The organism is Mitsuaria sp. TWR114, assembly GCF_007997345.1.
This window is the reverse complement of sequence record NZ_VOSR01000185.1, coordinates 1-13,139: the sequence shown is the minus strand read 5'-3', so window position 1 is coordinate 13,139 and position 13,139 is coordinate 1. Positions and strand designations below refer to the sequence as shown.

Below are 13,139 nucleotides of genomic sequence, written 5' to 3'. Positions count from 1 at the left end.
CACCGCCAGCGCCGGCACCCACACCAGCGCGGGCGCACGCAGTTCGCGCTCGTCCTCGTCCATGCGGACCACGACCCGGCCGCGCTCGATCAGCAGCAGCTGCACCAGCGCGCCATGCCGATGCGGCTGGATTTCCCAATTGTGCAAGCGGCTGCGCTCGGCGATCGATTCGAGGTGCAGCCCGTCCAGGGCGGGCGCTTGTCCTTCCTCGCCGTAGAGGGAATACACCGGCGTCGCGCCGGCGCGTGATCGGGAAGAGGACTTCGGGCGCGATTCGGGCATAGGTTCGGATTGTGCAAGCGCGCGTCGGCGCCGTCCATTCACCGCGGATCGTCCGCGCCGTAGGCTGCGCCCATCGGAGACAACACCACGCGCCTCGCCAGAAGGCCGGATTGCCATGAAGACCTTGCGAACCCAGGTGCTGATCGTCGGCGCCGGACCCTCGGGCCTGCTGCTGGGCCAGTTGCTGCACCGCGCCGGCATCGACACGCTGATCGTCGAGCGCCAGACCGCCGACCACGTGCTCTCGCGCATCCGGGCCGGCGTGCTGGAGCAAGGCACCGCCGACCTGATGGACGACGCCGGCGTCGGCGCCCGCATGCATGCCGAGGGGCTGGTCCACGACGGCTTCGAGCTGGCGGTCGGCGGCGTGCGGCACCGCATCGACCTGCGCCAGCTCACCGGCGGGCATGGGGTGCTGGTCTATGGCCAGACCGAGGTCACCCGCGACCTCATGGCCGCGCGCGACGCCGCCGGGCTGCCCACGCTGTACGAGGCGGCCGAGGTCCGCATCGACGGCTTCCACACCGCGACGCCCCGCGGGCGATGCACGGTGCGCGGCGAGGCGGTCGAGATCCATGCCGATTTCATCGCCGGTTGCGACGGCTTCCACGGCGTGTGCCGCGCGAGCGTCCCGCCGGACGCGATCCGCCTTTACGAGAAGGTCTATCCCTTCGGCTGGCTGGGCCTGCTCAGCGACACGCCGCCGGTGGCCGACGAACTGATCTACAGCCGCCATGCGCGCGGCTTCAGCCTGTGCAGCATGCGCTCGCCGACCCGCAGCCGCTATTACCTGCAGGTGCCGCTGGGCGAGCGCGTGGAGGACTGGACCGATGCCCGCTTCTGGGACGAGCTGCGTCTGCGGCTGGATCCCGAGGCGGCAGCTGGGCTGGTGACCGGTCCGTCGCTTGAGAAGAGCATCGCGCCGCTGCGCAGCTTCGTTGCCGAGCCGATGCGCTTCGGCCGCCTGTTCCTGGCCGGCGACGCGGCCCACATCGTGCCGCCGACCGGCGCGAAGGGACTGAACCTCGCGGCCTCCGACGTCCGCTACCTGTCGCAGGCCCTGATCGAGCACTACCGCGAGCGCAGCGATGCCGGACTGGACCACTACTCCGCCCGCTGCCTGGCCCGCGTGTGGAAGGCCGAGCGCTTCTCCTGGTGGCTGACCAGCCTGATGCACAACTTCGACCAGGAACCGGCCTTCCAGGCCAAGCTGCAGGAGGCGGAGCTGGACTACGTCCTCGGGTCGGAGGCGGCCCGGCGCGTGCTGGCCGAGAACTACATCGGCCTGCCGTTCTGACCCACGCTCCGGGCAGTCCCCGATCAGTCCTCGATCAAGCCGAGGAAGTGATCGAGGATCACGAAGTGGTCCTCGAACAAGCGCGACTCCATCGCCGCCAACTCATCGCGATGGAACCAGCGCGCCTCCTTCACGTCGTCGCAGCCGACGACCTCCGGCAGCGTGCCCATGGCCGGGAACTTGAAGTGGTGGGCCATCGTGATCAGCCGGCCGCGCGCGCTGCGCAGTGGGTCCTCGAAGGTGGCGACCCCGTGCAGCGCCGCGAGGATGGAGGCCGGCAGCAAGGGGAAGCGCGTCTCCTCGATCAGCTCGCGGATCGCGCAGGCCACCAGCTTCTCGCCGCGGTCGAGGTGGCCGCCGGGCACGGCCCAGAGGTCCTCGCCGAAGGGGCCCTTGCGCCGCACCAGCAGCACATGGTCGCCAACGGTCACCACCGCGTCGCCGGTCATGTACGCGACCGCGGTGTACTTCTTCCGATAGCTCGCCACGGCCGCATGCTCGGCCTTGCGCCGCGCGTATTCGGGCAGGCGGCTCCAGGCCTGCAGCCACGCGCGCACCGGCGCGCTGACGTAGGGCGTCATGACGGTCAGTGCCGCGTCCGGGTCCTCGGCCTCGAAGAACACCTGCCGCATCGCCGTGGCGTCGACATCGGCCAGGCGGTCCACCAGCTGCTGCCGCCAGCGCGGGAAATTGTTCAGGTAGTAGCTGGTGTGGTCCTTGCGATGGCCCACCAGCACGATGTCGGCCTCCTCGCCCGCCAGCGCCCGCACGCCCAGGGTCACGGCGGCGTTCCAGCGCCGGTCGTCGAAGTAGTCGCGCACCGGCAGCACGTGCAGCCGTTGTCGCTGCGCCTCGCTCAGGTTGGCCAGCAGCATCTGGCGGCGCTCCTCGTGCACGAAGGGATTGCGCGGGTCACGCGCCTTGTACGAGGAGCCCAGCACCGCGATCACCTCGTCTGCCAGACCAAAGGCCGCCTGGAACAGCGCCTCCTGCCCCTGGTGCACCAGCTGCCAACGGCCCACCACCACGGCGACGGTCTTGCGGGTCATGCCTTGTCCTTTCCCTGGGATTCGACGCGCGCCGATGCGGTCATCGGCGCTTCGGTTCAATAGTGCCGCGCCGCGATCGGCAACTGCCGGCCGCTGCCGAAGGCCCGGGCGCGCAGCCGCACGATCGGCGGCGCCTGGCGGCGCTTGTACTCGTTGCGCGCGATCATGCCCTTGATCCGCGCGAGCAGCGCCTGACCTTCGTCGCTTCCGCGCAGCGCGGCGACGGCCGCCTCGGCCGCGGCGCGTTCGTCGGCGGCCAGCCGCTCGCCCTCGATCAGCAGCTTCAGCACCTCGTCCAGCAGCTCGTAGGGCGGCAGGCTGTCGGTGTCGCGCTGGTCGGGCGCCAGCTCGGCGCTCGGCGGCTTGTCGAGGATGGCGGCGGGAATGAGTTCCCGGCCGGCCACCTCGTTGAGATGCCGGCTCAGCGCGAAGACCTCCGTCTTGTAGAGATCGCCGATCAGGCCGAGGCCGCCGTTGGTGTCGCCGTAGAGCGTGCAGTAGCCGACGGCGATCTCGCTCTTGTTGCCGGTGGTCAGCAGCAGGTGGCCGCGCGCGTTGGACACGGTCATCAAGAGCGTGCCGCGCACCCGTGCCTGCAGGTTCTCGAGCGCCAGGCCGGACGGTCGCAGCGCCAGCGTGCTGGCGGCCAGGGTCTCGTCGACCTGGCCGACGATGTCTTCGATCGGGCAGACCTCGAGCGCGATGCCGAGCCGATCGCACAGCGCCTTCGAATCGTCGACGCTGCCACTCGACGAGAAACGCGACGGCATGGTGATGGCCATGACCCGGTCCACGCCCAGCGCCTCCACGGCCAGCGCCAGCGTCAGCGCCGAGTCGATGCCGCCGGACGCGCCGACGACGACGCGCTCGAAGCCGCAGCGCCGCGCGTAGTCCCGCAGTCCCAGCACGATCTGCAGGCGATAGAAGGCCATCGTGTCCAGCCCGGTGGCCGCCGGCGGCAGCGCGGCGCCGTCGAGCGATGCGAAGTGGCCGCGGTCGACCTCGAAGCCCAGAGTCACGACCTGCTCCTCGAAGCGCCGGGCCTCGAAGACGACGCCCGGCTCGGGCTCGATCGCGAAGGACGCGCCGTCATAGACCAGTTGGTCGTGCCCGCCGATCTGGTTGACGAAGACCAGCGGCAGCCGATGCCGCCAGCAGGCGGCGCGGAAGACCTCGTGGCGCCGCTCGCGCTTGCCGACGTGGCTGGGGCTGGCGTTGATCGACACGATCAGGTCGGGCGCCGAATCCGCCAGGCGCTGGAACGGATTGACGGTGTAGTCCTTGCCGTCGTCGTTCCAGCCGTCCTCGCAGATCATGAAGCCCACCTGCGCGCCGCCGATGCGCAGCACGCGGGCGACGTCCGGCCCGGGCTCGAAGTGCCGGCGCTCGTCGAAGACGTTGTAGGTGGGCAGCAACTGCTTGTGATAGTCCAGCAGCAGCTCGCCGTCGCGGATCACCAGCAGCGAATTGCGGAAGGCCTTGCCGGCGCCCGGGTTGCGGGTCGGCGCGCCGACGACCCAGTGCAGCGAGCTCACCTCGCGCGTGGCCGCCAGCAGCGCCGCCATCGCGCGGTCGAGGCGCTCGCGGAAGTCTTCGTCCTCGAGCAGGTCGGCCGGGTAGTAGCCGGTCAGCGACAGCTCCGGAAAGACGACCAGGTCCGCGCCGTCGTGCCGGGCGCGGCGCGCCGCGTCCAGGTGCAGCGCCAGGTTGCCTTCGAGGTCGCCAATGGTGGGATTGATTTGCGCGATGGTGATCTTGAGCATGACTTCGCTCCTCAGCTGGCCCTCACTCGAAAGACCTGCCGCAGGTAGTTGAGGAAGGTCTGGTCGTCGCACAGCGTCTTGCCGGGCGCATCGGACAGCTTGGCCACCGGCTGGCCGTTGCAGCGCACCAGCTTCATGACGATGTTCAGCGGCTTGGGCCCGAGGTCGTTGGTGAGGTGCGTGCCGATGCCGAATCCGACCGGCACGCGTCGGGCGAAGTGCGCATGCAAGCGGAAGGCCTCGTCGGTGTCGAGCCCGTCGCTGAACACCAGTCGCTTGGTCCGTGCATCGATGCGCAGCGCCGCGTAATGCGCGAGCGCCTTCTCGCCCCATTCGACCGGATCGCCCGAGTCATGCCGCAGGCCATCGAAGAGCTTGGCGAAGTAGAGGTCGAAGTCGGCCAGGAAGGCGTCCATGCCGATCACGTCGGTCAGCGCGATGCCGAGGTCGCCGCGGAACTCCTGCACCCAGCCCTCCAGCGCCGCTCGCTGCGACAGCCGCAGCTGCACGCCCACCGCCTGCCAGGTCTGCAGGTACTCGTGGGCCATCGTGCCGATCGGCACCAGCCCGTGACGCCGCGCCAGCGCCACGTTGGAGCTGCCCTTGAAGACCTGCGGGGCCTCACGCTTGAGCGTGGCGACGACCTCGTCGTGCCAGGCGCCGGAGAAGCGGCGGCGCAAGCCGAAGTCGAAGCACTCGAAGGGATGGGCTTCGGCGCCCAGCGTCGCGGGCACGGCCGCGGCGTAGTCGCGCAGGCGGGCCGCCTTCGTTGCGAGCCGCGCGCGGCCCTCGACGAGCACCTCGCGCTCGCGGCCCGCGCACAGGCGGCGGAAGTAGAGCTCGTTGACGATCGCCAGCACGAAGATCTCGAAGCCCATCACGTGGACCTGCGGCCCCTTGGCGACGATGACCAGCTGCCCGGCCTCGGCGCCCTCGCCCGGCCGTGCCTCGATGAAGCGCCGCTGGAAACGGAAGATGCGCAGGAAGTCGATGAAGTCGGCCTTCATGAAGCGCAGTCCGCCCAGGTAGGCGAGTTCCTCGTCACTGAAGCCGAGCGTGCAGAGGTGGTCGAGCTCGCGGTTGACCGCCTCGCAGAGCTCGCTCAGCGGGAAGGCGGGCGTGTTGCGGCAGACGAAGCGGTACTCGGCATCGTTGGCCGGAAACGCATGCAGCAGCGTCTGCCACATCGTGAACTTGTAGAGGTCGGTCTCCAGCAGGGAGTGGATGACAGGCGTGTCGTTCATGAAGCCACCCCGCTCAGGCCGAGAGCAGGCCGAGCGCCTGCGCCGCCGTCATCGTCCGCACGCCCAGCGCGCGGGCGCGCTCGACGAAAGCCGAGGCGCCGGCCTCGAAGCCGCCCACCGCGCTCATCGCATCCTCGATCAGCACGACGCGCGCGAGCCGCTCGGGCGTCATCGCCGCGAAGAGGTCTTCCGCCGTCGCCGCGACGCAGTGGCTGCTGGCCTCGCCGGCGATGAAGCTCAGGCCGGGGAAGTCGACGATGCGGTCCACCAGCGCCCGATTCGTCTGCGTGCGCGGGTCGCCGTCGACCGGCACCTCGGCGCGCACCGCGCTGTACTGCTCCGTCATCGGATTCAGGCCCTTCAGCACCTTCTCCACCGTGCGCAGGCGCGCCGATTCCCAGCGGCCCAGGGCGTCGGCCAGCGCGCCATGCAGGTTGTGGCCCCAGGTGCCGACGACGCAGTGGGTCGGCCACACCATCAGCACGTACTTCCTCGGGCTGGCCTCGAGCGCGTCGAGATAGCGCAGCACCGCATCCCGCAGCGCCGGGTTACGTGGGGCGTAACGGCCCTCGCGCACGTCGGCCGCGCGGATCTGCGTGAATGGCGCGACGGGCTGCGGCGCGCCGTCAGCACCCGGCTGTTGCCAGAAGGCCGGGCGCTCGATCGCGTAGACCGGGTGCGAGTCCAGCGTCACGACGATGTCGCCGATCGCGTCGCCGGCCTGGTCCACCAGCGCGGCCAGGCGCTTCATGTCCGCATCCGCGCCGGTCACCGGCAGCGCGGCGCCAGGGATGTCGCAGAAGTCGTTCTGCGGATCAACGATGAGCAGTTGGGCTTGGCGGTCCATGGGAACTCCGTTTCGGTCTTTGTGATGTCGTGGCGACAGCATACCGCTCTTCGTGCTTGTTTGCACTAAGTCGATATCGCAGACGGCGGATCAGAAGCCACGATTTGTATCCGCATATTTCCTGTGTTCCAGGAGACGGTTTGACGTCGGAGGATGTGACCGATCATAATTCGTGCTCTTTCGCACTAAGCCTAGCGCCGTGGACTTCGAACGCCCCATCGTCACCGTCGACATCGTGCTGCTCACTCTGCTCGACGGCGCGTTGCACGCCGGCCTGGTACGACGCGACAAGGCGCCGGCGCTCGGCGCCTGGACGCTGCCCGGCGGCTGGGTGCACACCGACCAGGACCAGGACGCCGACGAGGCCGCGGCGCGAATCCTGCGGGACAAGGCAGGACTGGTCTCGCCCTACCTGGAGCAGCTCAGGACCTTCTCCGGCATGCATCGCGATGCGCGCGGGTGGTCGCTGTCGGTGAGCTACTACGCGGTCGTGCCTGCGCCGGTGGGCGAGCCGTCGGGCGGGCGCTTCCGCTGGGCGCCGGTCGACGGCCTGCGCTCGCTGCCCTTCGACCATGCGCAGATCCTGCGCACCGCCGTCGAGCGCGTGCGGTCGAAGACGCTGTACTCCTCGCTGCCGGTGCACCTGATGCCGGCGCAGTTCACGCTCGGCGAGTTGCAGCGCACCTATGAGCAGGTGCTCGGCGCGGTGCTCGACAAGCGCGGATTCCGCCGCCGCATCGAGGAGCTCGATGTCATCGAGGAAGTCCCCGGCGCCTTCACCAGCGGCGGCAGCCACCGGCCAGCGCAGCTCTACCGCAAGAAGGCCCACGCCCCGGCGCTGAAGACGGCGCCCAGCAACCTGCCGGTCAGCTGAGCGGGCGCGCGCGCCGGGATGTCGGCGAGGCGTCGATCCATTTCCGGGTCTTCATCGGGCGGCGAGTCCCTTCAGCAGCGCCTCGTGGAATTCCTTCGGCGACTCGACCTGCGGCGAGTGGCCCAGCGCCGGGAACTCGACCAGCGCGGCGCCGGGAATCATCTTCGCGGTCGTGCGGCCGAGCGTCGCGTAGTCGCCCAGCTGCTCGGCGATCGCCTTGGGCGCGCGGTTGGCGCCGGGCGCGGTGCGGTCCTTGCCGCCGATCATCAGCAGCGTCCGCACCTGCAGATGGGGCAGCTCATGCACCACCGGCTGGGTGAAGATCATCTCGGAGGTCTGGGCCTGGTTCCAGGCGACGAGCTCACGTCCCGGACCGGCATACAGGCCGGCGGCCATCTCGACCCAGCGGTCGTAGGCCGGCTTCCACTGGCCGTTGTAATAGAAGCGCAGCTGATAGGCCTTGATGCTGTCGGCCGTCGTCTTCAGTTCCTGCGCGTTCAGCTGGTCGATGGTCGCGTACGGCACGCCCGCCGCCTGCCAGTCCTCCAGCCCCAGCGGGTTGACGGCGACGAGCTGCTCGACCTGCGCCGGGTACTGCAGCGCGTAGCGCATCGCCAGCATGCCGCCCATCGAGTGGCCGATCACCGTCGCCTTGGCGATGCCCAGCGACTGCAGCAGCGCCTGCGTGTTGGCGGCGAGCTGGTTGAAGCTGAACTGGTAACCGACCGGCTTGGTCGAGGCGCAGAAGCCGACCTGGTCCGGCACCACGACGCGGTAACCCGCACCGGCGAGCACCGCGATCGTCTCCGCCCAGGTCGCGCCGCAGAAGTTCTTGCCGTGCAGCAGCACCGCGGTCCGGCCATTGGGCGCGCCGTCGGCGCGACGTCCATGTAGACCATCTCCAGCGCCTGGCGCTGCGAATTCAGCTTGAAGCGCTGCTGCGGGTACGGGTACTCGAAGCCCTCGAGCCTGGCGCCGTAGCTGGGAGCGGCCTGCGCCGACGTGGCAAGGGACAGCGCCGCGAGCGCGGCGGCGAGAAGCATCTTCATCGGGGACTCCAGTGACGGGGAACGGGCGCGCCGAAGCGAGCAAGTGTCGTTCCCTCCGCCCCGCGCGCCGTCTTCAATGCGGATCGAGATATCCGAAGGTGCCGTGGTCGCGGATCTCCTCGGCGGCCAGGCGGGCCGCCTTCATCGCATGCCGGAACAGCGACATCGCCAGGCTCACGCGCTTGACGCCCGCCTCGCCCAGCTCGCGCACGCTGAACGAGCGTCCCGGGATGCCGGCCATGAAGTTCACCGGCCTGGACACCGACGCGCAGACCTGGCGCACCGCGTCCAGGTCGGGCAGCAGCGGCGCGAACAGCACGTCGGCGCCGGCGCGCTCGAAAGCCTGCAGGCGCCGGATCGTGTCCTCGAGGTCGTTCACGCCGTGCAGGAAATTCTCCGAGCGCGCCGTGACCAGGAAGGGGACCGGCAAGGCCCGCGCGGCCTCGACCGCGGCGGCGACGCGCTCGACGGCCAGGTCGAAGTCGAGGATGGGCGCGCCGCCCTCGCTCGACGCATCCTCGATCGATCCGCCGACCGCGCCCGCTTCCGCCGCCAGGCGATCGTCAGCGCGCAGTCCTCGGGCCGGTGGCCGAAGCCGTTGCCGAGGTCGGCGCTCAGCGGCAGCGGCGTCGCGCCGGCCAGTTGGCGGATGTGGGCCAGGGTCTCGTCGCGGGTCAGCTGGCCGTCGCGCCGGCCGATGGCTTCGGCGGCCGCGGCGCTCGAGGTCGCCAGCGCGGGAAAGCCCGCCGCCTCCAGCATCCGCGCCGACGCGATGTCCCAGGCGTTGGCGATGACGAAGGGACCCGGGCGCTGATGCAACGCGAACAGGGCGGCAGACTTGTCGGCGGCGGTGGGGGATGCGGTGCTCATCTTGAGGGCCTCGTAAAGAGTGAGGGGGCGGTCTTCGGTGGGAAGAACGGCGCATCCTAGGCCCGGACCCCTGCCGCCGTCTGGCAGCAATCGGACGTCTTCCCGGCCCCCTCGCTCCCCGCCCCGTTCGCGACGGCCGGCCTGGAGACCCTCGAAACGGTGGCGCTCCCGCCACGATTTCGTTGCGATTCCGCCCGAGCGGGGTGCCCGCGCGCGTCCTGCGCACGAAATCCGGCGACCCGAATGTTGCGAACTATTCGCATTTGATAACGTATCGCGTTAGCTGAGCACGCACGGCCCATCGCCGCGCCGCGGGCCTCCCCGACCCACCTCCCCCGAATCCCTGATCTCCGGTCCCCCGGTCCACGTCCATGTCGTCCACCGCGTCCCGCGGCGCCTCGCCGCGCCGGTCCCTGATTTCCCTCTCCGTCCTCGCGCTGCTGGCCCCGCTGGCGGCTGCCGCGCAATCCGCAGCGCCCTCCGAAGCGCCATCCACGGCGACGGACGCGACAGCGTCCGCCCCGGCGCCGGCCAAGCTGCTGGACGAGGTCACCGTCAACGGCGTGCGCAAGAAGACCTTCGCGCCGACGACGGTGCGGGTCGGCGCCTTCCGCGACCAGGACCCGCTGGACGTGCCGCTGACCAACAGCGTGATGTCGCGCGACCTGCTCGACGCGCAGGCCGCGCAGGGCCTGTACGACGCGCTGAAGAACACCGCCGGCGTGACCCGCTCGCAGGTCAGCGGCTCGACCTACGACAACCTGTCGATCCGCGGCATCGTCGTCGAGAACCGCGGCAACTACCGCCTCAACGGCAACCTGCCCATCGTCAACCTGATCGACATCCCGCTCGAGAACAAGGAGCAGGTGGAGGTGCTGAAGGGCGCGTCGTCGATGTACTACGGCATGGTGCCGCCCTCGGGCATCGTCAACTTCGTGACCAAGCGGCCGGCCCGACGCCGGTCACCTCGCTGACGACCACCTTCAACGACCACGGCGGCATGAAGGCCCACGTCGACATCGGCCGCCGCTTCGGCGCCGACGACAGCATGGGCCTGCGCCTGAACGCCGTCACCAGCAAGGAAGCCACCGGCATCGACCGCTACGAGGGCCACCGCGACCTGGTGGCCGTCGCCTACGACTGGCGCGCGACCTCGTGGGCCAACCTGAAGGTGGACGTCGAGCATTACCGCAAGAACGTCAGCGAGCAGGGCGCGATCACGCTGCCGGCCGCGGTCAACGGCGTGATCACGCTGCCGCGCGTGCCCGACAACACCACCAACATCGCGCCCGAATGGGCCCGCTACGACGCCGAGGCCACCAACGTCCTGGTGCGCGGCGACTTCGCGCTCAGTGACGACTGGGTGCTGAGCGTCGAGTCCGGTCGCGCCAACACCCAGCGCGATCGCAACTACACGACGCTGACCAACTACAACACGCAGACCGGCGCCGCACCGCCAACATCTCGGTGCTCAAGGGCCAGGAGTACACCAACACCAACCACCGCGTCGAGGCGATCGGCCGCTTCGCCACGGCCGGCATCGGCCACGAGCTGACGATCGGCGCCACCTACAACCGGCGCGCCTCGGCCGGCTGGTTCAACGGGACGGCGCGCGCGGCGCAGAACCTGTACGACCCGGTCGACATCGCGCCGGTCAGCCCGACGCTGACGCAGACCGGCTTCCCGTCCGAGGTCAACGACCGCGGCCTCTACGTCTTCGACCGGATGAGCTTCGGCGAGCAGTGGCAACTGCTGGCCGGGCTGCGCAAGACGGTGTACCGCAGCGAGGCGAGCAATCCCTCGTCGCCGGTGCCGACCTACCGCGCCGACAAGGTGACGCCCAACGTCTCGGTGATGTGGAAGCCGCTGAAGGACCTGAGCGTCTACGCCAGCGCGCTGCGCGGCCTGGAGGAGACCGGTACCGCGCCGCTGAACACCGACAACTTCGGCCAGGTGCTGCCGCCGGCGGTGAGCCGCCAGCACGAACTCGGCGTGAAGGCCCGCCTGGGCGCGGTGCTGCTGCAGACGGCGCTGTTCCAGACGGACCGCCCGCTGGCCACGACGATCAACCGCGTCTACCAAGTCGGCGGCGAGACCCGCTACCGCGGCCTGGAGTTCTCCGCCAGCGGCGAGATCGGCCGCGACTTCGCGCTGGTGGTCTCCGGCGTGGTGCTGGACGCGGAGATCACCAAGGTCGGCACTGGCAACCCGCTGGAGCTGGGCAAGACGCCGGAGAACACGCCGAAGAACACGCTGGGCGTGTTCGGCGAGTACCGGCTGCCGATGGTGCCGGGCCTGGCGCTGAACGCCGGGGTCTATCACGTCGGCAAGCGTGCGGTGAACAACAGCAACCAGGCCTGGGTCGACGGTTACCAGACGCTGTCGCTGGGCGCTCGCTACCAGACGCGGATCTTCGACAAGGCGGTCAACCTGCAGGCCAACCTCGACAACGCGACCAACAGGAATTACTGGAGCACCGCCGGCAACGGCCTGCTGGGCGTCGGCGCGCCGCGCACGCTGCGCCTCACCGCCAAGGTCGATTTCTGACCGCCGGCCCGGGAGCGAGCACGCCATGGCGCTGATGACCGCCCGCCGCGTCTGGATCTGGCTGCACCGCTGGACCGGGCTGACGCTCGGCCTGCTGCTCACCGCGGCGGCGCTGCTGGGCGCGCTGATGACGGTGCTGCGCCCGTTGGACGAGGCGATGCATCCCGAGCTCTTCCGCGCGCCGGTGGCCGCCGCGACAGCGTCCGGCGCCTCGCCCGTCGGGCCCGACGCGCAGGCATCGGCCACGCCGCTGGAAACCCTGCGCCGTCGCGTCGCCGATGAATTCGGCCCGAAGTCGACGATGACGATCCGGCCGCCGCGCGAGCCCGGCGAATCGCTGCGCGTGATGGTGCGCGGCCCGGCCTGGGAAGGCACGCTCTACCTGGACCCGGTCACCGTGGCCGAGCTCGGCCGGCGCGGCGAGGCCGAGGGACTCGCGAACCTGGTGTTCGAGCTGCACAGCGCGCTGCTGCTGGGGGACACCGGCAAGGCGGTGCTCGCGTTCACCGCGCTGGCCTACCTCGCGCTGCTGGTCACCGGGCTGGTCCTGTGGTGGCCCACGACGACCGCGCAGTGGCGCCACGCCTTCGGGCTCAAGCTCGACAAGGGCACCACCCGCGGCCTCTTCGACCTGCACCGCTTCGGCGGCGCGGTGCTGGGCCTGCTGCTCGCGGTGACCGTGGCCAGCGGTGCGTGGATGGCCTGGCGGCCGATCGGCGGCTGGCTCAATGCGCTGGTCGGCGAGGCGGCGCCCAAGCCGCCCCAGATCGGCAAGGACCACGGCGAGCGCCGCCCGCTCGACGCCATCGTGGCCGAGGCGCAGGCGGCGTGGCCGGACGGCCGGGTCGGCTTCGTGCAGCTCGGCGCCGCGGACACGCGCCCGGTCCGCATCCGCTTCAAGCTGCCCGGCGACCCGCATCCCAACGGGCTGTCCTCGGTCTGGACCCATCCGGTCGACGGCCATGTGCTGGCGCGCCAGCGCTGGGATGAGCTCGATCTCGCGGGCCGCTCCACCGCGTGGATCTATCCGCTGCACGCGGGCGAGTTATTCGGCGTGGCCCATCGGGCGATCACCGGCGTGCTCGGGCTCGTGCTTTTCGGCATGGGGGTCACCGGGACCTGGCTGTGGTGGCGCCGGCGGCGCTGAGCGCTTCCGACTGAACGGGACGACCGACGCCCCGACGGCAGCTTTTTCCGATGGTGCGGCGCCTGGGCAAGACCCGCCCCCGCGTCGCCCGACAGGCGTCCCCCCACGACGGCGACGGCGCGCCCGGGCGGCCGGTGGCGGTCGTCGGCATCCCGCTGCTGCTGCGCGAG

Annotated in this window: 12 protein-coding genes and 1 pseudogene; 6 read left to right on the top strand and 7 right to left on the bottom strand. The window is 70.3% G+C overall.

Annotated features, from left to right (window positions below; all coding sequences use genetic code 11):
- A partial coding sequence (locus FUT87_RS08625; protein WP_186830434.1) for an AraC family ligand binding domain-containing protein occupies positions 1–282 on the bottom strand: 282 nt, incomplete at its 3' end.
- 124 nt (positions 283–406) lie between these two features.
- On the opposite strand from FUT87_RS08625, the gene pobA reads away from it, so the two are divergent.
- Entirely contained in the window at positions 407–1,579 is a 1,173-nt protein-coding gene (gene pobA / locus FUT87_RS08620) for a 4-hydroxybenzoate 3-monooxygenase (protein ID WP_147240759.1), read from the top strand.
- Positions 1,580–1,602: 23 nt separating this feature from the next.
- On the opposite strand, the gene FUT87_RS08615 is transcribed toward pobA, so the two are convergent.
- Genes FUT87_RS08615 through FUT87_RS08600 form a run of 4 tightly spaced genes read right to left on the bottom strand, consistent with a single transcriptional unit; the run spans position 1,603 to position 6,482 of the window.
- Positions 1,603–2,628, bottom strand: a complete 1,026-nt coding sequence (locus FUT87_RS08615; protein WP_147240757.1) for an NUDIX domain-containing protein — start codon at positions 2,626–2,628, stop codon at positions 1,603–1,605.
- Positions 2,629–2,684: 56 nt separating this feature from the next.
- Entirely contained in the window at positions 2,685–4,391 is a 1,707-nt protein-coding gene (locus FUT87_RS08610; RefSeq protein WP_147240756.1) for an NAD+ synthase, read from the bottom strand.
- 11 nt (positions 4,392–4,402) lie between these two features.
- Complete coding sequence (gene pncB / locus FUT87_RS08605) at positions 4,403–5,635, bottom strand: nicotinate phosphoribosyltransferase (protein WP_147240755.1); 1,233 nt, start codon at positions 5,633–5,635, stop codon at positions 4,403–4,405.
- 13 nt (positions 5,636–5,648) lie between these two features.
- Positions 5,649–6,482 carry an isochorismatase family protein gene (locus FUT87_RS08600; RefSeq protein WP_147240754.1) on the bottom strand — a complete coding sequence of 278 codons (834 nt, stop codon included), beginning with the start codon at positions 6,480–6,482 and terminating at the stop codon, positions 5,649–5,651.
- 199 nt (positions 6,483–6,681) lie between these two features.
- Here FUT87_RS08600 and FUT87_RS08595 point away from each other — a divergent pair, with 199 nt between their 5' ends.
- Complete coding sequence (locus FUT87_RS08595) at positions 6,682–7,356, top strand: NrtR DNA-binding winged helix domain-containing protein (RefSeq protein ID WP_147240753.1); 675 nt, start codon at positions 6,682–6,684, stop codon at positions 7,354–7,356.
- A 51-nt stretch (positions 7,357–7,407) separates the two neighbouring features.
- Here FUT87_RS08595 and FUT87_RS08590 read toward each other — a convergent pair whose 3' ends face one another.
- Together FUT87_RS08590 and FUT87_RS08585 are read right to left on the bottom strand one after the other, a co-directional pair.
- The gene (locus FUT87_RS08590; protein ID WP_310735142.1) at positions 7,408–8,205 is read right to left on the bottom strand and encodes an alpha/beta hydrolase; all 798 of its coding nucleotides are present in this window, start codon (positions 8,203–8,205) and stop codon (positions 7,408–7,410) included.
- Positions 8,206–8,478: 273 nt separating this feature from the next.
- Positions 8,479–9,275: pseudogene (locus tag FUT87_RS08585) on the bottom strand (isocitrate lyase/phosphoenolpyruvate mutase family protein).
- Positions 9,276–9,646: 371 nt separating this feature from the next.
- On the opposite strand from FUT87_RS08585, the gene FUT87_RS29910 reads away from it, so the two are divergent.
- From FUT87_RS29910 to FUT87_RS08575, 4 genes are read left to right on the top strand one after another with little or no spacing between them, the layout of a single operon-like run.
- Positions 9,647–10,249 (top strand): TonB-dependent receptor plug domain-containing protein, encoded by a 603-nt coding sequence (locus FUT87_RS29910; RefSeq protein WP_222617095.1) that lies wholly within the window; start codon positions 9,647–9,649, stop codon positions 10,247–10,249.
- A gap of 26 nt (positions 10,250–10,275) precedes the next feature.
- On the top strand, positions 10,276–10,830 hold the full coding sequence (locus FUT87_RS29905) for a hypothetical protein (RefSeq protein ID WP_222617094.1): 555 nt from the start codon (positions 10,276–10,278) through the stop codon (positions 10,828–10,830).
- Entirely contained in the window at positions 10,743–11,822 is a 1,080-nt protein-coding gene (locus FUT87_RS29900) for a TonB-dependent siderophore receptor (RefSeq protein WP_222617093.1), read from the top strand. Before FUT87_RS29905 ends, FUT87_RS29900 begins: the two co-directional genes overlap by 88 nt.
- 25 nt (positions 11,823–11,847) lie before the next feature.
- On the top strand, positions 11,848–12,969 hold the full coding sequence (locus tag FUT87_RS08575; RefSeq protein ID WP_186830433.1) for a PepSY domain-containing protein: 1,122 nt from the start codon (positions 11,848–11,850) through the stop codon (positions 12,967–12,969).
- Positions 12,970–13,139: the final 170 nt, after the last annotated feature.